The sequence below is a fragment of the Patescibacteria group bacterium genome, assembly GCA_040390045.1.
Lineage (GTDB): Bacteria > Patescibacteriota > Minisyncoccia > Phycocordibacterales > SIBU01 > SIBU01.
In genome coordinates this window covers 1-24,036 of sequence record JAZJZC010000002.1, presented here as the reverse complement: position 1 = coordinate 24,036, position 24,036 = coordinate 1, and the positions used below count along the sequence as shown (strand labels likewise).

21 protein-coding genes are annotated in these 24,036 nt (G+C 43.2%); 7 read left to right on the top strand and 14 right to left on the bottom strand.

Annotation, left to right across the window (positions count from 1 at the left end; translation table 11 throughout):
* Positions 1-9 precede the first annotated feature (9 nt).
* The 5 genes from V4467_01925 to recJ form a co-directional block, all read right to left on the bottom strand.
* Complete coding sequence (locus V4467_01925; GenBank protein ID MES2087730.1) at positions 10-1,020, bottom strand: cyanophycin synthetase; 1,011 nt, start codon at positions 1,018-1,020, stop codon at positions 10-12.
* Positions 1,021-1,105: 85 nt separating this feature from the next.
* Positions 1,106-1,882, bottom strand: a complete 777-nt coding sequence (locus V4467_01920; protein MES2087729.1) for a ribonuclease H — start codon at positions 1,880-1,882, stop codon at positions 1,106-1,108.
* Between the two features lie 83 nt (positions 1,883-1,965).
* Entirely contained in the window at positions 1,966-2,238 is a 273-nt protein-coding gene (locus V4467_01915) for a hypothetical protein (protein MES2087728.1), read from the bottom strand.
* Between the two features lie 108 nt (positions 2,239-2,346).
* Positions 2,347-2,619 (bottom strand): hypothetical protein, encoded by a 273-nt coding sequence (locus tag V4467_01910; protein ID MES2087727.1) that lies wholly within the window; start codon positions 2,617-2,619, stop codon positions 2,347-2,349.
* 41 nt (positions 2,620-2,660) lie between these two features.
* A complete protein-coding gene (gene recJ, locus V4467_01905) occupies positions 2,661-4,394 on the bottom strand; it encodes a single-stranded-DNA-specific exonuclease RecJ (protein ID MES2087726.1) in 1,734 nt (577 codons plus the stop codon).
* A 231-nt stretch (positions 4,395-4,625) separates the two neighbouring features.
* Between recJ and V4467_01900 the strand changes: the two genes are divergently transcribed.
* A complete protein-coding gene (locus V4467_01900) occupies positions 4,626-5,015 on the top strand; it encodes a hypothetical protein (GenBank protein MES2087725.1) in 390 nt (129 codons plus the stop codon).
* 88 nt (positions 5,016-5,103) lie between these two features.
* The gene (locus tag V4467_01895; GenBank protein MES2087724.1) at positions 5,104-5,508 is read left to right on the top strand and encodes an HIT family protein; all 405 of its coding nucleotides are present in this window, start codon (positions 5,104-5,106) and stop codon (positions 5,506-5,508) included.
* 107 nt (positions 5,509-5,615) lie between these two features.
* On the opposite strand, the gene V4467_01890 is transcribed toward V4467_01895, so the two are convergent.
* The 4 genes from V4467_01890 to tpiA all read right to left on the bottom strand — a co-directional run bounded on the left by V4467_01890 (position 5,616) and on the right by tpiA (position 9,125).
* A complete protein-coding gene (locus V4467_01890) occupies positions 5,616-6,566 on the bottom strand; it encodes a hypothetical protein (GenBank protein ID MES2087723.1) in 951 nt (316 codons plus the stop codon).
* Positions 6,567-6,694: 128 nt separating this feature from the next.
* The gene (locus V4467_01885; GenBank protein MES2087722.1) at positions 6,695-7,132 is read right to left on the bottom strand and encodes a hypothetical protein; all 438 of its coding nucleotides are present in this window, start codon (positions 7,130-7,132) and stop codon (positions 6,695-6,697) included.
* Between the two features lie 72 nt (positions 7,133-7,204).
* Positions 7,205-8,371 carry a phosphoglycerate kinase gene (pgk, locus tag V4467_01880; protein MES2087721.1) on the bottom strand — a complete coding sequence of 389 codons (1,167 nt, stop codon included), beginning with the start codon at positions 8,369-8,371 and terminating at the stop codon, positions 7,205-7,207.
* Positions 8,361-9,125 (bottom strand): triose-phosphate isomerase, encoded by a 765-nt coding sequence (tpiA, locus tag V4467_01875; protein MES2087720.1) that lies wholly within the window; start codon positions 9,123-9,125, stop codon positions 8,361-8,363. The genes pgk and tpiA overlap by 11 nt, the downstream gene beginning before the upstream one ends.
* Before the next feature lie 107 nt (positions 9,126-9,232).
* Here tpiA and V4467_01870 point away from each other — a divergent pair, with 107 nt between their 5' ends.
* From V4467_01870 to V4467_01855, 4 genes are read left to right on the top strand one after another with little or no spacing between them, the layout of a single operon-like run.
* A complete protein-coding gene (locus tag V4467_01870; GenBank protein ID MES2087719.1) occupies positions 9,233-11,050 on the top strand; it encodes a carboxypeptidase regulatory-like domain-containing protein in 1,818 nt (605 codons plus the stop codon).
* A 13-nt stretch (positions 11,051-11,063) separates the two neighbouring features.
* On the top strand, positions 11,064-11,717 hold the full coding sequence (locus V4467_01865) for a prepilin-type N-terminal cleavage/methylation domain-containing protein (protein ID MES2087718.1): 654 nt from the start codon (positions 11,064-11,066) through the stop codon (positions 11,715-11,717).
* A gap of 12 nt (positions 11,718-11,729) precedes the next feature.
* Positions 11,730-13,211, top strand: a complete 1,482-nt coding sequence (locus V4467_01860) for a pilus assembly PilX N-terminal domain-containing protein (protein ID MES2087717.1) — start codon at positions 11,730-11,732, stop codon at positions 13,209-13,211.
* Between the two features lie 3 nt (positions 13,212-13,214).
* Complete coding sequence (locus V4467_01855; protein ID MES2087716.1) at positions 13,215-13,598, top strand: hypothetical protein; 384 nt, start codon at positions 13,215-13,217, stop codon at positions 13,596-13,598.
* Here the strand turns inward: V4467_01855 and V4467_01850 are convergent.
* From V4467_01850 to V4467_01830, 5 genes are all read right to left on the bottom strand, one after another.
* Positions 13,595-14,809 (bottom strand): type II secretion system F family protein, encoded by a 1,215-nt coding sequence (locus V4467_01850; protein ID MES2087715.1) that lies wholly within the window; start codon positions 14,807-14,809, stop codon positions 13,595-13,597. The genes V4467_01855 and V4467_01850 overlap by 4 nt on opposite strands.
* Positions 14,810-14,819: 10 nt before the next feature.
* The gene (locus tag V4467_01845) at positions 14,820-16,574 is read right to left on the bottom strand and encodes a GspE/PulE family protein (protein ID MES2087714.1); all 1,755 of its coding nucleotides are present in this window, start codon (positions 16,572-16,574) and stop codon (positions 14,820-14,822) included.
* 52 nt (positions 16,575-16,626) lie between these two features.
* Positions 16,627-17,421, bottom strand: a complete 795-nt coding sequence (gene trpA, locus V4467_01840; protein ID MES2087713.1) for a tryptophan synthase subunit alpha — start codon at positions 17,419-17,421, stop codon at positions 16,627-16,629.
* Positions 17,422-17,425: 4 nt separating this feature from the next.
* Entirely contained in the window at positions 17,426-18,652 is a 1,227-nt protein-coding gene (gene trpB / locus V4467_01835; GenBank protein MES2087712.1) for a tryptophan synthase subunit beta, read from the bottom strand.
* A 1,062-nt stretch (positions 18,653-19,714) separates the two neighbouring features.
* Positions 19,715-22,522: a hypothetical protein gene (locus tag V4467_01830; GenBank protein MES2087711.1), complete on the bottom strand. Its 2,808-nt coding sequence runs from the start codon at positions 22,520-22,522 to the stop codon at positions 19,715-19,717.
* A gap of 671 nt (positions 22,523-23,193) precedes the next feature.
* On the opposite strand from V4467_01830, the gene V4467_01825 reads away from it, so the two are divergent.
* Positions 23,194-24,033 (top strand): helix-turn-helix domain-containing protein, encoded by an 840-nt coding sequence (locus tag V4467_01825; GenBank protein ID MES2087710.1) that lies wholly within the window; start codon positions 23,194-23,196, stop codon positions 24,031-24,033.
* Positions 24,034-24,036: the final 3 nt, after the last annotated feature.

Genomic DNA, 24,036 nt, shown 5'->3' with positions numbered 1-24,036 from the left:
TTTCTTGAGCTACTTTTCCATTGATTTCAAAACTTCAAGATACAGATCCTCAACAATCTTCTCCTGAACTTTTCCAGATTTGGCGTAATGATCAAGGCCCGGCGCCGCGTTGATTTCTAAAACAAAGTACCGAGCGGGTGCTTGTGTAATATCTCCTTCGATCATGAGGTCAACGCCACACAACCGAAGACCCATGTCTTTCGTTAATTGTATCGCGATCTTTCTAAATTCTGGATGAACATTTGCAGTCACATCAACTGAATCACCTCCGGTAGAAAGATTGGCGTTATCCAAAAGAAAAATCCTTTCACCTTGAGCGAGTACAGACTGGAAACGTAGCCCTTGGCGTTTCAATTTTTCTAAAATTCGCGGATCATCAATTTTAATTTTGGTATCGCGACTCGAAGCGGCAAATTTTTTTTGTTTAAAAAGTAAAAGTTTTTTAATTGAAGATTTGCCATCACCGAGGACACTCAACGGAATTCTTTCGTAGGCTGAAATCACTCGATCATCGAGCACCACGAGTCGGTAATCTTTTCCAGAAACCGGCCGCTGAACGATGGCTACTCGATCTTTCTTAAAAATAATTTTCATGGCTCGGAAAAATTCTGACTTCCGATACACAAGCGCAACTCCCATGCCCTGACTACCGCTATTCGGTTTAACGATAACCGGCAAACCTAATTTTTGGGCGTATACCCAACCAGCTTTCGTATCACGCCCAGAAACAGCCAACTCTTCCGCAAATTGATCAGAAAAAAAAGTTTTACTGCCAGGCACAATTGGGTAGCCCATTTTTTTCAAAAAAAAGTTGGCGTAATCTTTATCTTTAGCAATTTCAGAGGCGCCGAGTGAATTGAGATCAAGGCTTGAATATCTGAAATATCTTTTCCGGCCACTTTTAAAAATAATTTGCCCGACAATATTCCAGCGTGGCTCCATGAAAACCTTTGCGCCGATTCGTGGGGCGATTTTTTGTAAAACTTTTCCGAGGAGTGGTGTCAGATTTTTGTTCTTCATATTTTAGTTTTACTTTTGCTCCATCTTGAATTCGTGTGAGAATGTTTTAAAGCTATCAGCTTATAGCTTTCAGCTGAAAGCTTCTCTAATTTTTTCTCCACAAATCAACCAAATCTTTTTCTTCTTCCGAACTCAAAACCTTTTTATATTTGGCCTTTTTGCCTTTCACCCGAGCTTCGCACTCCGCCCAGGTTTTGTGAACTAAAACCGTACCGTCTACCAAACTAACATAGGAGTACGCTGTAGCTTTTTGGTGAGATCTCGAGATTTTTTTTGTTTCGAGCTTTTTGTACGATATATCGTACAGATTCAGCACACCTTTAATTGGATATTCTGCAAGCGAACCTTGGTATAATGTTGGGTTTTTACCATCAGCAAATTCAGTTGCGATAACATCACACCTTTCATTTCCGGCCACACCAACATGTCCCGCAACCTGCTTCCACTCAATCTTATTCCGCGTTTGTCCCGCGTAGTTCCGCGTCAGTTCCGCGAGCCTCTCCCACAAATCTCGATTCTCCACTTCTTTTTTAGTTGCAGTGATCCAACCATTTTTCTGCCAACCGAAAACCCATTTCGTAATGCCGTTGATGACGTAGGAAGAGTCGGAGTACACCAGAAGGGTATAGGGTTTAGGGGTTAGGGTAGAAACAAAAGAAAGCGCGGCAATTGCGGCTTGTAATTCCATTCGGTTGTTAGTGGTGTGTGCTTCCCTGCCTCCAACCTCTTGAATCATGAATCTTGAATCATGAATCTCGCGATTGTCGTTTGGAAAAACGACAATCGCGCCGAACCCTCCCGGCCCTGGATTGCCTCGCGAAGAACCGTCGGTGAAGATAGTGATTTTAGATTCAAGATTCATGATTCAAGATTTAAGTAGGATAATTAAGAGATTATAACAGAAAAGAAAAAACCCAGTAAAAGCCCGGGCATGGAGAGGAAGTATTAAAGAGGGTCAACCCCCCAAAGAACTCGCTGTTTAGTAATGACACGACCTCGCCCTCGTAAAATGCCCTCGACCAAGCCTTCGACATAGCCGCGTTCCTTAGCAAATTCGTACGTGTTGGGATCACTGTTGTGCATTTGAACTTCAACAGTGAAGCTTCCATTTGAAGAAGAGAGCGAGTACTGGTACTTGAGTTCTTCCAAATGATTGCCCAAAGTGGTCTGATCGAATGGCACAAAAACGGCCATCTCTAGCGTGATAATGATCTTCATAAACAAAACCCTAAACTAGCGACACTCTATGCATTGCACCGGATAAAGTCAACAAATTGAAGCGAGCAAGAAAAAAGCCCGGAGAAGTTCCGGACTAACGAAAGACGATCAGACAATCTCCTCGACAGAACGACCAAAAACCTGGACACCGGTGCCGAACAAAAATCCAGCAATGGCACCAGCTACGTGGCCCTTCTCGGTAAAAAACACCGAACCGTCGCCGGGCTCATACTGAGATTGTACAGTCACAACAATCTCGCCCTCATTTCCGACTTCGATGGAGGGAGGAATGTTATCAGAGTAGCCTAGCAACATATCCGCCATTCTGGAAAAGGTATCAATTCTTGTCGGACCAACCTGAACCTTGATTCTTAATTTCATATAATCCCTTCTGCGTGCTGAAGTGAAATCTAGTGTAGATTTCAAACAATGTCAACAATCCTCAACCGAAGCTCGGGGAAATTTTTGAACATGGATTTTTCAAAAGTTGCGACAAGGCTTACTAGCTTGCCGGCAACAACTTCTCTTCCCCAGTCGCTCGATGTTTTGAAAAAAGTGATAGCTGAAATTTTTTTGCCAACTTGATTGTGGAAAACCAGTTCGAGATGATTTTTTTCTTTACCAAAATGTTTAACTTCGGACGGTGTGACGTCGCGGAAAATAAAAAGTGGTTTGGGATTTCCCGTGCCAAAGGGCGCTAATTTTTCGATGGTTCGATAGGTATCCCAATTGACGTCTTCGAGTGCAAACTGCCAGTCGACAGGAGTTGTCGCGGCCAGGTCGGCCGCCGACGAAGCCGCGACATACGCTCGATTGAGTTCCTCTTCTAACGTATGAATTTTATCGTTGGCCACACTAAATCCGCCAGAAAAAGCGTGTCCACCAAATTGCAAAAATGTTCCAGCGCTCGCCCCCGTCATGAGCTCAACAAGATTAGCTTTTTCCGCTGAGCGACACGAACCCTTGATCACATCATCGCCGTCACGCCCCCAAAGAAAAACCGGACACTGATATTCGTTGGCGCAGGTGTTGGCGGCTAAACCCAGAAGTGCCGGCTTCCATAATGGATTTCCTATGACCATCACCTGATTAGATTTTTCAGTAGCTTGCCCTGAGGAATTCGAAGGGTACCGTTCACGCACAATTTTTTTAATTTCCTTCGCCAGCGCGGCCACTGTGCCTTTTCGTTCATCATTTATTTCATTCAAGTGGTCAGCCAAAGCGTCAGCTTCACTCTCATCAGTAGTTGAAAGCAATTTAAAAGCATCCATGGGAACACCCATTCGAGAAGCGGCGTTAATTCGCGGACCAATCGTAAACCCAACATCTTCTTCGGTGAGATGTTTTTGATTTACTTTAAGTTTAGAGAGTAATTTCACCAAACCCGCTCGAGGGGATTTTTTCAAAACCATCATGCCGTAGTAGGCAAACAAACGATTCTCTCCCACAAGCGGTACCATATCGGAAAGTGTGGCGATGGCGACCATATCCAACAGCCATTTCTCCCAACCGCGCGTAAGCGCGGTTGCCCCGAGCGAAGTCGAGGGGCTTCCTGTCATTTTCGTTATAAGAGCCTGAATGAGCTTGAAAGTTACTCCCGCCCCGCACAAATTTTTATCAGGATATTCACAGCCTTGTTGCTTAGGATTTAAAATGGCAAAAGCCTCGGGCAATTTCCCAACAGGCAAATGGTGATCAACAATGATGACATCGATCCCGAGTTCATTGGCTCGTGCCACTTGATCAAAATCTCCGGTACCGCAATCAAGGGTAATCAAAATTTTTGCCTCATCTTTCGCAAACCCTTCAATCGCCTCTATGTTTAAACCAAACCCTTCATTGTGCCGATGCGGAATATAGTTACTGAAATTAGCAAAGCCGATTTTTTTAAAAAAATCGTGCAAAATGACACCCGCCGGAATACCATCAGTATCATAATCACTATAAATAATTATTTTTTCTTTTTTTTCTACCGCTTCTAAAATTCGCCCAACTGCTACGTCTATTCCCTTCATCAAAAACGGATCGTGAATGTGTTTTGAGTAATCGGGATTTAAAAAAGCCTGAGTAGAATCCGGAGAAACGACGCCACGATGAAAAAGCAGATGATCAAGAAGTGTCGTGCCTTTGTTTTCTCTGACCAAATATTTTTTCATGTAGCAAATTGTATCATGATCTTTTTCCCGATTCCTTGACAAAACAATTTAAAAAGCGTAAAAAATCAACAGAAAGAATCTTTTTGAAACATGACGACACTTGATCTGCCGTGCATTGAAAGAATCGAGGACACCCATGGAGCTGTGGCCCCGCTCTACATTAAGAGGCACCACCCCTATCCAAACAACCCGTGGCCACATGTCCGAGTGCGATGCGGCTGTGGTTGCAGAATGGTGCTACGGATTTTTTGTGAGCCGTTTGGAACGGAGGATCCTTCCAAGCGCCTGAGTATCCGCGGCGTCACCGGCACTGTCGGACAATGGCGAGACATCCTCCTCCCGAAGTTAGGGATTGAAGAATTGCCCTACTCGGAGCTTGTTTCCTCCCTGCTCAGGGTAAGCCACGAACAGCATGCCCGAAGCCGGGAAAACGAAATCAACCCCTGGATAACGATCACTTCGTCATTCCACAACGAACGCCGCAACTTCGTCAGTGTTGCCTTTGAGCAAAACCCGAAGGGAGATGCAGACATCGACCGGCTGAAAATTGCCGGAGTGGATGGAACAGTACACCAATGGTGCCGTGTATTTCTGCCAATTTTTGGCATGAGCCACCTCTAAGATCTTACGCTTCCTCTGCGTTTGGTCTTTTTTTATTCACTATTTACCATTCTTTACTATTTCCTATTTTCAATTTACTATTCTTCTTATGGATTGTATTTTCTGCAAAATTATTTCCGGTGAACTTCCCTCTTCAAAAATTTACGAGGATACGGATGTTTTAGCTTTTTTAGATATTAAACCAATAAACCCAGGGCACGCGCTGGTTATTCCGAAACGTCACTACGAAAGTATTCACGACACACCGGATGAAGTCGTTTCCAAAATGATGATCGTGGCAAAAAAAATCGCTGGCTCAATTCAAAAAAATCTCGGCGCGGAAGGCGTCAACATCGGTATGAACAACGGCAAGGCCGCCGGCCAAATTGTTTTTCACGCCCATATCCACGTCATGCCGCGCCTGAGCACTGACTCATTTAAACTCTGGAACGGCAAAGAATACAAAACGGGAGAGCGAGAGAGCGTGGCGGAAAAAATTAAAAAAACTCTTTAATTTTTAGCTAAATTTTAACTAAACGTATAACCGGCAAGCCTCATTCACACATTCGTGCGAATGGGTGAATGAGGTTTCATATTGTAAATAGTAAAAAAAGCGTGTTCCTAAGAACACGCCTGCAGCTGAGCTTTTTTGGTCAGTCTAAGAAAATCTTTTATCATCGCCGATGCTGTAGGTTCTGCGCCGGCACCCTCTCCAAACGCCATGACCTCATCCCCGTGATGGTCAGTGCAAACAAGAACGTTGTCAGCGCCAGACGGCAGTTGAAAATCTACAGAGCGAGCCGGAACAAACCCTCCCCAAATATGCCATCGGCCTTTTCGTCCGCGAATCTCGAGCGACTGCCGCTGGATCTCGTATTGGGAAATCTTAACCACAAACCGGTATCGATCTGGGTGACGAAGCAGACGAAGTATTTCAGCTTCGCTATAGATCGGGTAATTCAGATCATCCGGCGTGAGGCACTCTTCGGATACTCCCGAAAAGTTGAATAGGTTACAGAGTTTGAGCATGACATCATGGCGTTCCCCGTTAACCGTTTCCACCAAACCACCTTTTCCCCGCTCACACAAATGCATCCTCTGGGCCGCTTCCAAAGCCCTCTGCGGATCCAAACCCTCCTGTACCCTTGAAAAAAGGAAATTTAAAGTACCGTTTACTACGCCGGTCATGTGCACAAAAGGCGCGTGTGGACGTCGAAAAAGTTCAAGCATTTCGCTCCCGCCACCAACTGTTGCAGTACAGCCGACAAGATCAAGACCGACGTACAGCCGGATAGCTTCAAAATGATAGGCTGAAGAGCGTTTTTCGGACGTGACGACCGGAAGCCCTGCCTCAACTGCCTCGAGCAGATAGGAAAGCGCGGCCTCTCCTCTGTCATTTGCGTTGATAGTAATACCAACAGCATCGACCCCCATAAGCCGAGACTGGAACGTGCCGCGATCATCGCTGGAATTGAAAGATTCCGTCTGATGTCCGAGCAACTGTAACTGCCTGGCGAATTCTTTGCCGATAACTCCCTGGCCACCAACGATCAATACTTTCTGAGCTTTCATGGATTTAGAATAAAGAACCGAAAATTAAAACGTATCTGTTTTGAGATTACTACCGGAAAGCCTATCTGTCAAAAGAAAAACAGCCCATTCTAAGGGACTGTTTGCATCTGAAATTTTGCTCCGCTGATTTAAGACTTGAGGTAATCTAAACCACATACCGTAAACTTGAAGCCGTACTTCGAAGCTGCCTCGAGGCCAGCTAGGTAAATTCGTACTGCTTCCACCCCAACGAGGTTGACTCTCAAAATTTTGTGATCCTTCCCAACCATTCCGTGTACCAGCACATAGAAAGGGTTTTCCGTAAAACCGAAGCCTGGCGAAAATGGGCTATCAGACGGAAGCACATTGGCCCAAGCAAAACCTCCAACCTCCGCATGGATGTGAAAAGGCTCGGCTTGAGGCTTTTTCTCATCGAGAAGCCGACGGCGGATTTCCTCTTTCAACGCGTCGAGCGCCCACTCGCCAATTGAGTCAGCGTCGGCTTGACGCTTTATGAAATCCAAAAGTCCGTCCACTTTCGCCAAAAAGGTTGGCGCGTCCATTTCCTGCAAACTTTGCTGTGACATAGTTGCCTTTCGTTTGTGTTCTATCCCCCATTTTGCATATTTATGGCGGACGGTCAAATCGAGAAGTGCCGATCAGTTATGAGCCGCGCTCGCTTCGAGCGCGGCAATGCCGGGCAGAGTTTCGCTAGCCAAAAAATCAAGCATCGCTCCACCACCCGTTGAAACAAAAGAAAATTTATCGTTCAACGCCAATTTGTCGATAGCCGCAAGCGTGTCTCCTCCACCAACAATCGCCTCAACTCCGCTTTCTGCAATCGCCTTCGCTAAAGCTTCCGTACCTTCGACGAAACCTTGTTCATAAGCACCGATCGTGCCATTCCAAAGAACAAATTGAGCTGATTTTAATTTTTCAGTGAGCATCGTCAAGGTTTCTTGCCCAGCATCAAAGACAATTTCTTCAGGAAGAATTTGGTTTGGTTTTTTTGAAATTTTGTTTTGAGGGTCTCCCACAACAACATCGAGCGGTAATAGTAGTTTTGGATTGTGCAACATCGCCTCGAAACCGAAATCAGACTCAGAATGTTTCGAGTGTCCGATTTCAAAACCTTCAGCCTTGAAAAGGTCGTTGGCAAGCGCTCCGCCGACAAACACAGAGTCGGCCGATTTTAAAAACTTGGTCACAAGAGGAAATTTTGTTTCAGAGACCAAAGATGTGCTGGTTAATTTTTTATTTGCACCAGCCAAGATAAACAAGAAGGGTCTCGGCGGATTAAACGCTCGAGACACATGGACCACTTCCTCACAAAACAAAAATCCAGCGTAACTCGGCAAAAAATTTGGAATGCCAACAATCGAAGCGTGAGCACGATGAGAAACTGAAAACGCGTCATTAACGTAGATATCCGCAAGCGAAGCGAGCGTCTGCGCAAAATGAAGATCATTTTTAATTTCTCCAGGATTGTTGCGAATATTTTCCAAAAATAAAATTCCTCCGTCCCCGAGCGCCCCAAGGCGCTCGGGGAGTTCTTCTAAAGAGGGAACAAAATCAACTTTGATAATCGTATTGAGATACTCAGCCACCACTTTCAGAGAGTCAGTTTCTTTGCTGTCGGTGTGAGCGATGATAATCGTTTTCGCTCCGCGATTTTTTAAAAACTCTAAAGTTTTCAAACTTTTTTTAATCCTAAAATCATCGCGAACTTGTCCATCCACAATTGGCACGTTGAGATCAAGGCGAAGTAAAACCTTCGTACCGGAAGAAATAGGAGCGTCCTCAATTTTTTTAAATTTATATTGCATTGACCACAGTGAGGAGCTTTTTAAAATTTTCTGGATCCACACTTTCTCTGCCAATTATAAAACCGTCAACTTGACCCTCAGTGACGATACTTTTTGCGTTTTCGAAATTAACCGAACCGCCGTACAAAATCTGTAGCGCGTGCGCTACATCGGCACCAAACAAATCAGCAAAAACTTTTTTGATAAAAATCGTCATCTCGTAGAGCTCTGCTGGCTTCATGGCATCCTTAAAACTTTTCCCAATCGCCCACACGGGTTCATAGGCAATTAAAATATTTTTCACGGAATTACCCTTAACACCAAAGAGAGAGGTTCGAATTTGATTTTTCAAAAACTCATAGTAGGCGCCGCTAGCATCTCTCTCTTTCTCGCCAATACACAAAATTACAGTAATTTTAGAACGAAGAGCGGCTAAAACTTTTTTAGAAACCATCGCATCGGTTTCACCAAACGCTCTTCTTTCTGAATGACCGATAATAGCGAACGATGCTCCGATATCCGAAACCATCTCGGCACTCACTTCTCCGGTGTATGAACCACCTTGTTCCCAAAAAATATTTTGCGCTCCAAGAAAAAGATTTTTACTGTCGGTTTTTTTAAAAAAAGGCGCATACAAGACTGGAGGACAAACAACCACATCGATTTTTTTACAAATTTTCGCACTTCGCTTGGTCGCGGCAAAAAGAGTACGGGCCTCGAGGTCCGTTTTTGGATTCATTTTCCAATTGGCTACAATTATTTTCCGATTTTTCATACGAGGAATTATAACACCCGTCATGCACAAAAAACAGAAGCGCTGGATTTCAAAATACTCTATAATTCATCCGGAAATCATGGTAAAATACTGCCAATAGTACCACCATGCTCTCCTCTAAAATTGGAACGCAAAACCAAAAAGCTCACGCTGAGAAAAGTCGGGGGTTTACGCTGGTTGAAAGTCTTGTCAGTCTTGCAGTATTTTCATTATTACTTATTGCAGTCACCACGACAGCGCTGGCGTTGGTTCGACAATCCCGAAATTTTCGCGAAAATACGACACTCTCCGGGCTCGCTGATCAGTACTTAGAAATCGCTCGAAATCTTCCGTACTCTCAAATCGGTACAGAAAACGGTAACCCACATGGAAACCTTCCAGACTTTGCAAGTCCTACTAACGCAACCATAAACGGCACCAGCTACCAAATTTATTATGTCGTTACCTACATCGATGATCCCGCTGATGGTACGATTCTCGCTGGCACTGACATCTCACCAAACGACTACAAGCAACTCAAGCTATATATTAAAAATACTCTGACAAATGTCACGACGAGTTTCTTAAGCACACTCTCCCCAAAAGGCCTTGAGGGTTTAACTGGAGGCGGAGCGCTTTCGATAAAAGTTTTTGATGCGGTTGGCCAGCCGGTACCAAATGCCACCATCACCATCACCAACACAAGCCTTGTTCCCGATATCAATCTGACAAGAACCAGTGACGCCCAAGGTAACTGGGCTGAAGTTGGTTTACCTGCCAGCGCCAATAGTTATCATGTTGTAGTCACAAAAAATGGTTACTCCACCGACCAAACCTACCCAATTAGTGTTGGCAATCCGAGCCCGACCAAGCCCGACGGCACCATCCTCGCGGGCCAAGCTACTCAGATAAGTTTTTCAATCGATCTTTTGAGTGATTTAGTTTTCAACACCCTAAACCAAACCTGCACCGCCATTCCAAATGTCGGACTTGGGGTACGCGGGGCAAAGTTGATTGGAACCCCAAGTGTTTATAAATTTAATAACTCCTACACCTCAAATGGTAGCGGACAAATTTCTCTTCCAAACTTGGAATGGGACAGTTATACTCCGGCGCTGATTGGGAATACCTACATGATTTATGGTTCATCTCCAATTCAACAAATAAATATTTTGCCGGACACCAGCCAGACATACACGCTTGTGCTTGGACCAAAAACCGACAACAGCCTCTTGGTAATCGTAAAAGATTCATCGACCGGGAACCCCCTTCAAGGCGCAAGTGTAAACCTGACTGATCCAAGCGTATTTGATGTCACCGAGATGACAAGCGGCAGTGTCTGGAGCCAGGAAGAGTGGTCAGATGGATCGGGCCAAGTTAATTTCGTTAACCCAAGCAAATATTTTCAAGATGATGGCAATGTAAATACGCTTGGTATTCCGTCTGGATTAAGGCTCGCCGATTATGGCGGTGTCTCATACGCTATGGCGGGATCTCTTGAATCTTCAACATTTGATACCGGCACAACAGAAACCCAATACACCAACCTCCTTTGGCAGCCAACCTCGCAAGATCCTGCAACGACCGTTAAATTTCAAATCGCCACCAACAGTGACAATGCAACATGGAACTATGTCGGACCTGACGGTACAAACGGTACATACTTCACTGTCCCCGGAACAACAATACACTCGAGTAATAACAATATGCGCTACCTCAGATACAAAACTTTTCTTTCAACGACTGACAATTCTAAAACTCCTGTGCTGACGAGCATCAGCGTCAATTACGTTTCAGGATGTTTTACTCCGGGACAGGCCATGTTCCCAGACCTTGAAAACACGAATTATCAAGTCAGAGTGAGTCTGAGTGACTATCAAACTCAAATAATTAACCCTGTAAACGTCTCTGGATATGGGACCCTCGAAATCTTACTCTCACATTAACTCCACACGCATCATGAAACTTTTTAAGACTGCCGTAGTGCAAAAAAATTCCATGCGCAACCAGCGCGGATTTACAGTACTTGAAATGCTCATGGCTATATTTATTTTTTCGATGCTGATCGGTGGAATCGCGGCGCTCTTTCAAACCACCTTCAACACAGCCAGGCAACAAAATCTTGCAGTCAGTAGTACTAACCAAGCCAGAAAAGTAATTTTTGATTTTACCAATGAAGTCAGGACCGCAACCGTGGGCAACGGCGGTTCGTACCCCATCAGCGAAGCCAGCAGTACCCAACTTATTTTGTATTCAGGGTATGGTGCGCCAAACTCAATCATTTATAGGCTTCGCTATTACCTCTCAAATAATAAATTATACAAGGGGGTAATCACTCCGACGGGCACTCCTCCAACCTACAACACCTCTTCTGAAGTAGTGAAAATCGTCCAAACAGGACTCTCTCAAGGAGCCACACCGGTGTTTTACTATTACGACAGTAACTACGCCGGCACAAGCACGCCACTTTCTCAACCAGTCAATTTAACTATGGTAAAATTTATTAAAATAAACATGATTTTAATCAATCAGGATATTAAAAATTCCACGAGCACTTTTATCGTTACCGGTGGAGCAACAATCAGAAATTTGAAAACTAACCTCGGCAATTAAGAAACATATAACATGGAGCATAGAACACGTAACAGAAAACCAGAAGAAGCCCGCGCGCTTTGCGCGCGGGCTTCTTCTCCCCGCTCACTTCCCCCTGTTCCATGTTCTGTGTTGCGTGTTCCATCTCCTCGTGGCTTCACCTTGATCTACCTCCTCGTCATCATTTTTGTTTTCTCTTTAATGATGCTTCCCGTTATTAATTTTGTCGCCGGAGCTGTGAGAGTACTGGTAGCAACTATCGATCGTGAACAAAGCCTTCAAATCGCCGAAACAGGAATAAATTATTATCAGTGGCATCTCGCGCATTTTCCAAGCGACTATAAAGACGGAACAAATGCGACCGGACCCTACACCCACAACTATGTCGACTTCGATACCCAAGAAACCATTGGTCAATTTACCCTCACCATTACCCCACCGCTAGCCGGCTCAACAATCGTCACAATCAGATCCGAAGGAGCGACCACGCGCAACCCCAACATCACGCGCAGCATTACAGCACGCTACGGCATTCCATCACTCGCAAAATTTTCTTTTCTGAGCAACGATGTGATTTGGATTGGCGACATGGAAACGGTCAGTGGAGAATTACAATCAAACAACGGCGTACGTTTTGATGGTGTTGGCAATGCGCCGATAGGTTCTGCAAAATCCACCTACACCTGCCCCACATCTCAAGGTAACCCGTGTCCTACTACCAAAAACGGAGTTTGGGGTAACGCGGATCAATCGGTAAAAAATTTCTGGCAATTTCCTGTACCCGCCGTTGACTTCTCTTCCTTAACATCAGATCTAGCAAGCATCAAAAGCAACGCTCAAAGTGGAGGAATGTATCTTCCTCCTTCAAATGCTCAAGGGTACTCGTTGGTATTTAATGCCGCTGGTACTGTCAGTGTTTACAAAGTGACAAATTTAAAAGGAAATCTGCCAGGCTGGGATGTAAACGGCGTCGCTCACAACGAGTTTACTGATTACAACAACAGAAGTCTACAATTTACCCAAGCAATCCCTGCCAACGGCATCATTTATGTTGAGGATAAAGTGTGGGTAGAGGGTACGGTCAATGGACGCGCAACAGTTGCCGCGGCACTCCTGCCATATAATCCTGCGACCGCTCCAACTATTTACATTCCAGACAACATCATCTATGCGGCCAAAGACGGAACAAATGTTTTAGGATTAATTGCACAAAAAGATGTGGTCGTAACAAGTCACTCCTCCAACGACATTGAAATTGATGCCGCCATGATCTCCCAAAATGGTAGTGTTGAAATTTTCCACCACACAGGAAACGTCAAAAACAGCATTACCATTTTCGGATCAATCATGTCGTTTGGTCAGTGGACGTGGTCATATGTCACTCCACTTGGCCTCATCGCCTCGGGATATCAAACGACAAATGACGTCTACGACAGCAATCTTCTCTATGCTCCTCCGCCAAGTTTTCCTCTTTCGTCTTCTGGCTATCAAATCATAAGCTGGTTAAGCGATTAACACATGAAAATGAACACAAAAAAAATATTTTTTGTTATCGTAACCACTCTTTTTTTACTACTGACACAAAACGCTGAGGCTATTGTCTACGCTACGTTTCCCGACAGCAAAACCCTCCAACCGATGCCAGACTCGACCATCAAGCCAAATATTTCTGGAAATATAAATTCCACAGGAAGTTCAGGATTTAGCTACGATCAAAAACTCTCAGCCGAAACTTCTGAAAATGAGACGACGGAAAATCCTGATGAAAATACAAAAGTACCTGACGCCCCGACTGCCAAAAGTGGCGCTTCAAAACTTTGGATGCTACCGGCATTTCTTGGCATTGCCGCTCTCGGCGCTATTGTTTTCATCAAGAAACTCAAAAATAATAACAACGCCTAAACATTATTGAGAACCGTGTACATCGGAGTGATCATTGAGTAAGCAAAAAATCCGACAGCGGCGCCTATAAAAACCATGAGAAATGGCTCAATAACTGTAGCCATATTTTTAGTTTTTTGAGAAACTTCGTCCTCAAAAAAGGTGGCCACACCAGAGAGCATTTCAGAAATTTTTCCAGTTTCCTCGCCTACCGCCAACATTTCTGAAAGAAATGGCGGGTACAAGTCTTCACGTTCAACAAACACAACAGACATCGGCGAACCCTTTTCAATATTTTTTTCCGCAACCAACAAAACCTCTTTGTAATATGAATTTTGCAAAACATCGCTCGTAATGCTAACTGCACTCGTTACAGAAACTCCCGCTGAAAGTAGAGATGATAATGTGCGCGCGGTACGAGCGGTATTGGTTTCTTTTACCAAAGTGGAAATGAGCGGTATCCGGAGAATCGCAAAATCAAAAACTCTTCGGCCAATAGTTGTTTTCAAAAAATAATAGAGAGAAACAAAAAATAATATAAGGCCCCCGAAAGCGAGGAGGGTGTGATCTCTAAGAAAATCACTGATAGTGATAATAATCTGTGTGGAAAAAGGTAATTCTGCCTTTAGTTCCTTGAATGTTTTTGTTAACGTAGGAACAACAAACGTAAGCATCAATCCTCCGATAATCAACATAACCGTCAAAATAATTGCTGGATAAATCATGGCCCCACGAATTTTTTTCTCCAAATCGTACATATTTCCCATTTGCAAGGCCACGGCCTTCAATGAGCTGGCCAAACTACCGCTCTCCTCTCCGGCTTTAACCATTGAAATAAACAGTTTCGAAAACACATTGGGGAATTCGGCCATTCCTTGACTTAAGGTTTTACCTTTTTTGATATTATCATTTAACGATAGCATCAAGTCTTGCAAACTTTTCTTTTTGCTCTGTCTCTCAATCACCGTCAGCGCGCGGGAAAGTGGCAACCCCACTTCGAGCATTGATCCCAAATTGTGAGCGAAAGTGATTTTGTCATGGGTCTTAACTTTGCCGAGAAATTTCAAATAATTCATTACGTCGAACTTTTGAGCGGGTGTAATTTCAGTAGCAGAAATCACAACATCACCAGCCTTTTTGATATTCCGATACAGGGTAAATTTATCGACGGCTTCTTGCACATCGTCGTACATTTCCCCGTTGGCTTTTTGTGCCTTAAATTTAAATTTCATAACTTCAAAACTACTCTGACACCACGCGGAACACTTCCTCAATTGTTGTCAGCCCCATCACCGCCTTGAAAATGCCGTCTTCGAGCATAGTGAGCATTCCTTCCTTGCGAGCCTGCGCCTCAATCACGTCTGATGGCGAGCCCCGCAAAATAAGCTCCTTGATACTGCTCGTCACTTTCAAAGTTTCGTGAATGCCGACGCGACTACTGTAACCGTCTTTTGATTCGGCGGAAGGTTTTGGTTTATAAAATTGAATTTTTTCCCAGATCGCATCCTTATCTACTATTTTTTCATCTTTCAATTCTTTTAAAACTCGGTTTAAATCAACTGACTTAGCGAGCGTAGCAAGCGCAGCCTTGTCCAAAAAATATTTATCCTTCACGGCGCACAATTTTCGCACCAATCGTTGCGCAATAACCACGTTCACTGTCGAAACAATCAAAAAGGGTTCGACTTTCATATCGACAAGTCGAGGAATAGCCCCTGCGGCCGAGTTGGTATGCAGTGTCGAAAGCACTAAGTGTCCAGTGAGTGACGCGTTGACTGCCAACGACGCCGTTTCATTGTCGCGAATTTCTCCCACCATCACAATATCTGGGTCCTGTCGCACAAGAGAACGCAATCCCGATCCAAAGGTAAAACCAATTTCAGGCTTTACTTGCGTTTGATTGACCCGAGCCATTTGATATTCGACAGGATCTTCAATGGTGGAAATGTTAACCTCTGGGGTATTTAAAATATCGAGAATGGTGTAGAGCGTCGTGGTTTTTCCTGAACCTGTAGGGCCGGTGGTCAAAATCATACCGGTTTTTAATTTCATGCCTGCGTGAATTTTTTCCAATGATTCGCCGTGAAATCCTAGACCTTCGAGCGTAAACCCGCCAGCACTTTCTCGCAACAAACGCATAACAGTTTTTTCTCCATAATATGTCGGTAAAATAGAAACGCGGAAAGAAACTTTTTCATTTCCTAGATCAACTTTGAACCGACCGTCTTGTGGCAATCTTTTCTCATCGAGTTTCAAATTCGAAAGCACTTTGAGGCGCGCCGTGATACTGTCCCCAGCGTTTTTCGGCAGGGTCATCGTGTCGTGCAAAATTCCGTCGATTCGATACCGAACGAGCACCTGATTTTCCATCGGCTCAATGTGAATGTCCGAAGCATTTTGCAACACCGCATGTTTGAGCAAAGTATCGATAATTCGAATAACCGGCAAATCCTCCGCCATCTTTTTCAACTCATTGGCGCTCATGTTTGAGCCACCTTCTGAATCTGCGCTAATTTTTATTGAGGCTGATTCTTTCTGAATAATATCACCGAACTCCGCCTTAAGACTTTTTTGATACTGCAAAAGAACGCTTTTAATAGAAGCCGTGTCAGTCAATCGCGATAGAATCTTCAAATGAACTTTCTTTTTGATAAAGTCGATAGCCGCCAAATCATCGGTATCGAGCATGGCCACTTCCAAACTATCAGCGGTCTTTTTAAACGCCACAATGTTGTGACTGCGCGCAATCGGTTCGGGAATCATGGAGAGTACCTCGAAATCAATCTTCTGATCTTTCAAATCCACAAATGTAATCCCTAAAATATACGCTTGGATTTTCCTCAACTCGTCTTCAGTAATTTTGCCCTTACTCACCAAAATAGAACCGACGCTTTCGTCTTTTTTGTCCGCTTCTTTTTCAGTTTCTTCAAGATCAGCTTTAGTTACTAAACCGGAATCCTGAATAAAATTCCTAAATTGTTTCTCTTCGATGAACATTTGCTACTTATTATAGCAGAAAACAACCGAGCCCTTCTCCACACATAAAACCCTATTTCTTTACACAGAGCTCTCTGACAAAGTGCTCAACATTTGTAAGCACTTTTTTTGAGTCTGATTTGTGTATAAGATCGATTATGGCACTCCCAACGACCACAACGTCGGCATAAGCGGCGATTACATCAACTTGTTCTCGACGGGAAATGCCAAAACCGACCGCGACTGGAATTTTAAAGAAACGCCGAACGGTTTTTAAATACTTGGTTAAATTTGGATCCAAACTTTTTTTCGCCCCTGTAATTCCCTGCCGGGCGGAACAATAGACAAAACCTCTCGCAACGAGAGCATTTTTTTGTAACCGATCTTTTGTAGACACGGGCGCAACAACGGACAAAAGATACAATCCATTTTTTTTAGCATACCCCTCCAAATGTTCACGACTTTCTTCCTCAAGGGGCATATCGGGCACAATGAGACCTGAAATTCCTGCGACTTTTGCTTCTGTGCAGAATTTTTCCACACCATAAACAAAAACCGTATTAAAATACGCCATAAACAAAAGCGGGACACTAACTTCGCGCGATAATTTTTTAGCAACGATGAAAGCATCAGAAACTTTGGTACCTTGTTCCAGAGATTTCTCACACGCCTTCATGATTGTTGGCCCATCCGCCAACGGATCAGAAAATGGTATTTGAAGTTCAACAAAATCAGCTCCGGCTTTTGCCATAGTTTTTACGATCTCAACTGTCATTTTAAGATTGGGGTACCCGACCACTACGTGGGTCATAAGACCAACAGTTCCTCTTTTTTTTATTTCCTCTAACTTTTTATCAATAGGATTCATATATTTATTGTACTTTTGTTCGTAAAAAATCTTTGAACCCCTGGTCATTGAGAGCTTCCGTCAGAATAAAAAGATCCTTATCACCTCGACCTGAAACATTCACTACAATAATTTTTTCCTTAGAAAGTTTTGGGGCAAGTTTTATAGCGTAGGCTACAGCATGAAGCGACTCAAGCGCCGCAATAATTCCCTCTGTTCGCGCCAAGTGCTTGAAAGCTCCGAGCACTTCAATGTCAGTCGCAGAATGAAATTCAACCCTGCGTTCCTCTTTTAGATATGCCAATTGGGGCCCGATTCCTGCATAATCAAGTCCGGCCGAAATACTATGAGTTTTTTGAATTTGTCCGTCGTCATCCTGTAAGAAAAATGACTTGAAACCCTCGACAACTCCGACCGACCCGCCATTAAAACGAGAGGCGTGTTCGCCAACTTTTCTTCCTCGTCCGCCAGCTTCAACACCAAAAAGTGTAACCGACGCGTCAGCTAGAAATTCATTAAAAATTCCCATTGCGTTACTTCCACCACCAACACACGCAATAATATAATCAGGTAATTTTCCTTCAGCTTCTACAATCTGTTTTCGAACTTCCCTCCCAACCACCGCTTGAAAATCTCTGGTCATCGAAGGATATGGGTGTGGTCCCACCACTGAACCTAAAAGATAGTGACTGGTTGTAACATTCTCAATCCAGTCCTTAAGCGCAGCGTTCACCGCATCTTTCAAGGTCTTCGAACCAAACTCAACAGGAATAACAGTGGCGCCTAGTTGCTCCATCAAAAAAACATTCGGTCGTTGGCGAGCCATATCCGTTGCGCCCATAAAAACTTTGCATGAAAATCCAAATTTAGCCGCTACAGTTGCCGTAGCAACACCATGCTGTCCCGCTCCAGTTTCTGCAATCAGAGTAGTTTTACCCATGCGTTTAGCGAGAAGCGCTTGGCCGATGCAGTGAGTAATTTTGTGCGCCCCGGTAATATTAAGACCTTCATTTTTAAAATAAATTTTCGCGCCACCAAGTTTTTCGGTTAAATTTTTAGCGAAAGTTAATGGCGTTGGTCTACCAGAAAACGTTTCAAGGTGATACTCAAATTCTTTTTTAAATTCTGGATCTTTTTTGGCTTTTTCATACTCAGCCTCAAGCTCTTCGAGTGCGGGAATAAGCATTTCGGGAACGTAGCGTCCACCAAATTTTCCAAAATGTCCGTCAAATTTTTCTTTTGTTTTTTTCATTTTGTTAATTAACCTATAGTGGTTTAATTTAAAAATAAGCCCTCCCCAATTTTGCAGCGAGGTGCAAAATTGGGGAAAGACTTTGTACATATCTGTCACGCATACTTCGGTTTACCGCAGCCGAAACATACCCAAGTGTGACCGCTACCAAACTCAATGGAAAAATTTTCTTCTCCTCGTTGGTCAGCAGTGAAAGTGCTGCAATGCTTGCAAAACACAAGGATATGATAACATTTCGGACACCTCACGTGTCCCGTGTCGAGTATTTCAAACTCAAATGTCCTGGGCTCGCTGTCGCAAGAACAAAGAACTGCGTGGATTGAGAAACCAGAATGTGGTATCTCGTGTAATGTGAGTGCGCTCATATTAAAGAACTTTTTGAGAACGATTTTTGTTTACCATCTACCAACCCGTCGATCGTGATCTTTTTCTGGCAGAACTTTTGGAGGTCACTGTTTTGCACCTAAGACATTGCAACAGTGGTTCCGAAGTTGGCCTAGTCAACCAAGTGCCGCCCGATGGATCAGTCTGACCAACCCTTACAAATTCTGTTTCCATCTGACAGGATACACAGAACTTGCGGAAGGGCTCATTTTTTTCATTCATAGAGAACTGCCTTTCGTTGTTGTTGAGAAAACAAAAATCCCGTCCTCAATACCGCAACAATGTTGCGATGCTAAGGACGAGATTTACTTCCTTCGATTTCTCTCAGGATAAATTACCCGTGGTGCCACCCTGCTTTGTCATGGAACATGAACCATAGAACATGGAGCATGACCAAAACCTTATTGACTCAGACTCCCTCGCTTGCGCTCGGAACGACATCAATTTTCCCTTGGTTACGGAGGACACCGGACCTGCACTTGCGCACAGGCCATCCGCCAAGCTTCCGCCCAGCAACCTAGCCCCAACCCCCTGATTCAGCGTCTTTCCGCGTTTGTTCCGCGCAAATCCGCATTCCTTCAGAGGAACTAGATATGGATATTGTGATTTTCAACCTAAATCAATCGTACCAGCTTCTCAAAAACTGTCAACTTCACAGTTCTAGCTTAGCTTTAGCTTTTAATTGTTGATCAACCAATTAGTATCCTCTGTCAAAAGGGTATATGCCTTACCGTTTACATATTTTGGATGCAACGCGGCCAATTCTTTGAGGAAAAGTTTACCGAGAATTTTATCGAGCGCGGGTACGTTGTTCCCTAACTTTTTTACGATAATGGTTGAAGCTTTAACTTGAAGTATCAAACTGTCTCTAGTTGATTTGTTAGTAATCCAACCAAGTGTGTAGGCGCGTTCGATATCGGAAATGAGACTGGCGGGTGTGGCGATAATTCTAAATTGAGTTGACGATGCAATAGCGTTGCCGGCGAAATCGGTTGAGCTTGCAAAGAACGAGTGATCACCGAGTTTTTCATAAAACAAATCAACAGCATCAGTATTTTTAACTTTTCTGGTGTCAAAAGCTAAACCAAACATAGAAACTCCGGAAAAATTATCACTCGAAGTGGCGTTTACAACAATTGAGTCCGAACGAAGATAGTCCTTCTGCACCGGCGAAATAATTTTAATTGTTGGCGCAGTTTTATCTATTTTAAAAGTAACAATTTGCTCCTGCTCATTATTGCCCGCTTTATCAGTAGAGAAAAATTTGAGTGTATGCAAACCTTCAGTGGAAATTAAAATTGACATGGACGCACTGTACATTTGAAACCCAGCACCATCGAGATTGTATTTAGTCTCCAAAACGCCAGAGGTGTTACTTTCCTGACCTGAAACAACCGGATCGCTCGCTGAAAGCCTGACCGTAACATCACTTCGATAAAAACCAGCGCTTCCCACAACACCCGAAATTGTAGAAGTGGAAATTGGTAACGTGACATCTTGTGATTGTTCAGAATTTAAAATAGCTGACGTGGGAATAATTTCTGGATTTCCATCGTGGTTGGTGTCGAAAGACAAAACAGTTTCCCCTACGGCTTCTCCCACCGCAATACCCCCACTCGCGCCTTGTGTTACGGGAATATTTACAAACGCTTGCGTCTCTCCGGGCTGGCCACCATCTATCTTTTGGTCTTTGAACGTGAATGTTCCATCTCCAGTGCCCGTAAGACCAATTGTGTAGGTTTGCCCCGCATCATCGGGAAGAAAAATAAATTTATGCTCGCCCATTATCTGATAATCAGCTCCTGGAATATCATTTTGGATACTGCCGTCAGAGGCAAGCCCTGCGTGATTACCCACTTCGTCAGTAATTGCAATCGAAACCGGGCTAAAAATTCCAAACCAATGTCCGTGAAGTTCGCATTGTGTTGGATCATCTTCAAGCTCTGGCTTCGAAATCACTTTGCCACCAACAGGGAGTGCGCCGCCGGTTATAATATTTACAATTTTCTGCCGAACACCATCAGCGCTCAGCATTTTCCCATGTTCAACCTTGGGCGCATAAAAAAGATGATCGTCATAAACTGGCAAGCTTTCGGCACTGGTCATTGGCACCGTCCCGTCCCCTGTCGTATCATCAGTTTGATACAAAACAGTTTGCCCATCATTTTTTCTGAACTCTTTTATTGTAGAAAGAGTTCCACTTTTACACCCGACAATAGAATACGCATCGACTCCTGCGTTGCGTGGGTCCGAATAATCAAAAATACTTGAATGCAACGCAACTGCATTAGTTACCGCCAAAGAATTGAGGCCGTGATCTGACACCAAAAAGTCTTTTACCTCGCTGAAACTTAAATCTTTTTCTGAATTATGTGGAAAATTGTAGGTAAAAATTTTAATGTAACTGCCGTTGTTAGTAACATAGCTTTCACTCGGCGCAAGTTCATACGCCACAGGCAAATTTGCTGAAATTTTCTTCATCTCTTCATCGGCTAAAAATGGGATTCCGAAATTGTCACCTTGAAGCAGAGTTTTGACGGCTTTTGGTGCGCCAAGATTTGGTACACCAACAAAAACCGCTTTGTCGATGGAATGGCCGCTGAGATTATTTTCAATATATTTTTTGACGATCAATCCGCCTGTGCTGTGAGCAATAATATCTACCTTATCACTACCCGTAAGTGTTTTAATGTCTTCAATTTTCTGTTGGAGTAAATCAACATTGGTTTTCCCATCGGGATAATTTCCCGTTACCCCATAGCGCCAATCGTATGGGAAAGTGAATAAGGTCGAAGTTGCCGATTCCCCTTCGGTGTAGCCTTGGGATTGGAGGTCTTTAATAAGGCCATCGGTATAATTATAAAAAGTGCTTGGCTTGCCAACCACGTCACCCACAATCAAATTTGTATCTATTGGCGTTAAGTTGTTTTTAAATTGAAGTGGGTCCATAAATTGATCCCCAACGTCAATTAAATTGTGATTTAAATCTAACCACAACCTTCCCCCATCTTTTTCAAGATTAGTCCCCAATATCCCCGGCACAATCAAAACTGGAGTTTTTTCAACTTGTTTTGTGTTTGTAAAAGTACATTCAATAGAACTGTATTGACGCGCAATAATGGCAAGTCTTCCATTAACAAAAGAAGTTGTAACATTCGGGTTGTTACTGCTACAAGTCACATCTGTATTTTTCCACCCTTCCAAGGAGTTCTCCGTAAGATAATAATGGTCACCATCTCCAGTTACATGAGAATACAAACTTGAACCAGTTCCACTTTCGGTTTGAACACTAAACTGATCATTAAGATATGGAAGGGCATTACCAGCTGGAGTGGCTAGTATGTGAAAATTAAAATTGTCATCTCCGCCAACAGCAACCTTATTGATTGTGATATTAAAAAATGGAAATGCAATAAAAGCATGAGCAGATGAATATAAAAATAAAGAGAAAAGAATTGCGAAAACAAAAAGAAGCTTTTTATTCATTAAATTTTAATAACTAATAAACTTGAACACTAGCTTAAGTTTAAAAGATATTAAATTGTTGTCAACTGTTGATAACAATAAATATCTTTTCATACTTAAGTTGAAAAAAAACCTCTTTCTGGGGGGGGTAGACTTTGGGCAACAAATCGTCAGCTAAAAATCTAAGCGATATTAAAAACTAATTCCATGACGCAACGAGTATCCGAAAAAAAAGAGACAGGTGGTAATTATCAAGGTTACCGATAACACAAAAATTATAAAAAATCTTAAAGGAGTGGGCAATTTTGATTTAAACACCGGAATTAAGCTAGATATTAGGCCTATTGATTGAAAGGCTAATATAGATAGTAAGGAACCTATGTTGTCTGAATTCGTTAAAAAATTTGGTCTTAAAATTTTTATATTATTACTATTTTGTAAAAAATCAAAAACTAAATTTACAACCGGGCTCCACAACACCTCCGGCACCACAAACATCGCAACCGATACCCAAAGCCAAATTTTTTGAAGTTTAGTCATAAAATTATTGTTAAACATTATCAACTTATTTTGTACCCTAAGTTTACGCCAATGAAACTCAAAGTAAAATGTGGATAACTTCTACCTTTCGCCTAACCTGACCTTTCTTTTGGAGTTTCATAAATCTTTGTTGTTCGTGTATAATATCAAACATGGTAGTCGAAAAACTTCAAAAATTGGGTCTTTCGGGCAAAGAGGCGCTTATCTACAAAGCCCTTTTCGAACTCGGCAGTTCGGTAGTAACTGACGTGGCAGAACGAGCTCAAATCAATCGCAGTACCGCCTATGTGTTAATCGAATCTCTTTCAAAAAGGGGTCTTGTAAGTGTTTCTGAACGTCGCGGTATTAAGATCTTCTCCCCTGTCGCACCAGAGCGGTTAACAAAAATCGCCGAAGCTCGATTTAAGGAAGCCAGTGAAGTTTTAAAAATCGGCAAGGAAATTTCCGCTGATCTTCAAAAATTATCTCGCCCAGAAAAAACCTCCAGCAAAACAGCGATGAATGTTTTTGAGGGCGTTGAGGGTATTAAAACTGTCTACAAACAAATACTTTCAGCAAAAGGTCACGCCAATACAGTGATTGCAATCACAAACGAAAAAACTTCCGGTGGAAAACCATTCGATTTACAAACTTACTTTGAAAAGGGTCCTGCCTCACGAATCGTGTTGCGGGACAGTGCACTGACCAGAGAAAAACTACAACAAATGAAAATTTCGAAAAACCAGGAAGTTTTACTGGTTCCAGAAATTGATGGAGACTATCTGCTTTCAGTGTATGGAAATACTGTGGCTTTTATTTCTCCTGCTGATAAAACCTCTTTTGTGGCCGAAGATTCTGGTTTCGCCAGAGCAATCAATCAACTTTTCTCACTGACCGCTCAAAAAGCTTACATTTGGGACGCGAAAAAGGGTTCGAGTACTTCACAAAGTAACGCTGAAAAAAATAACAAGGCTTTGGTGCACGCGGAAAAAAGATTTTGGAATGGGAAATAGCTC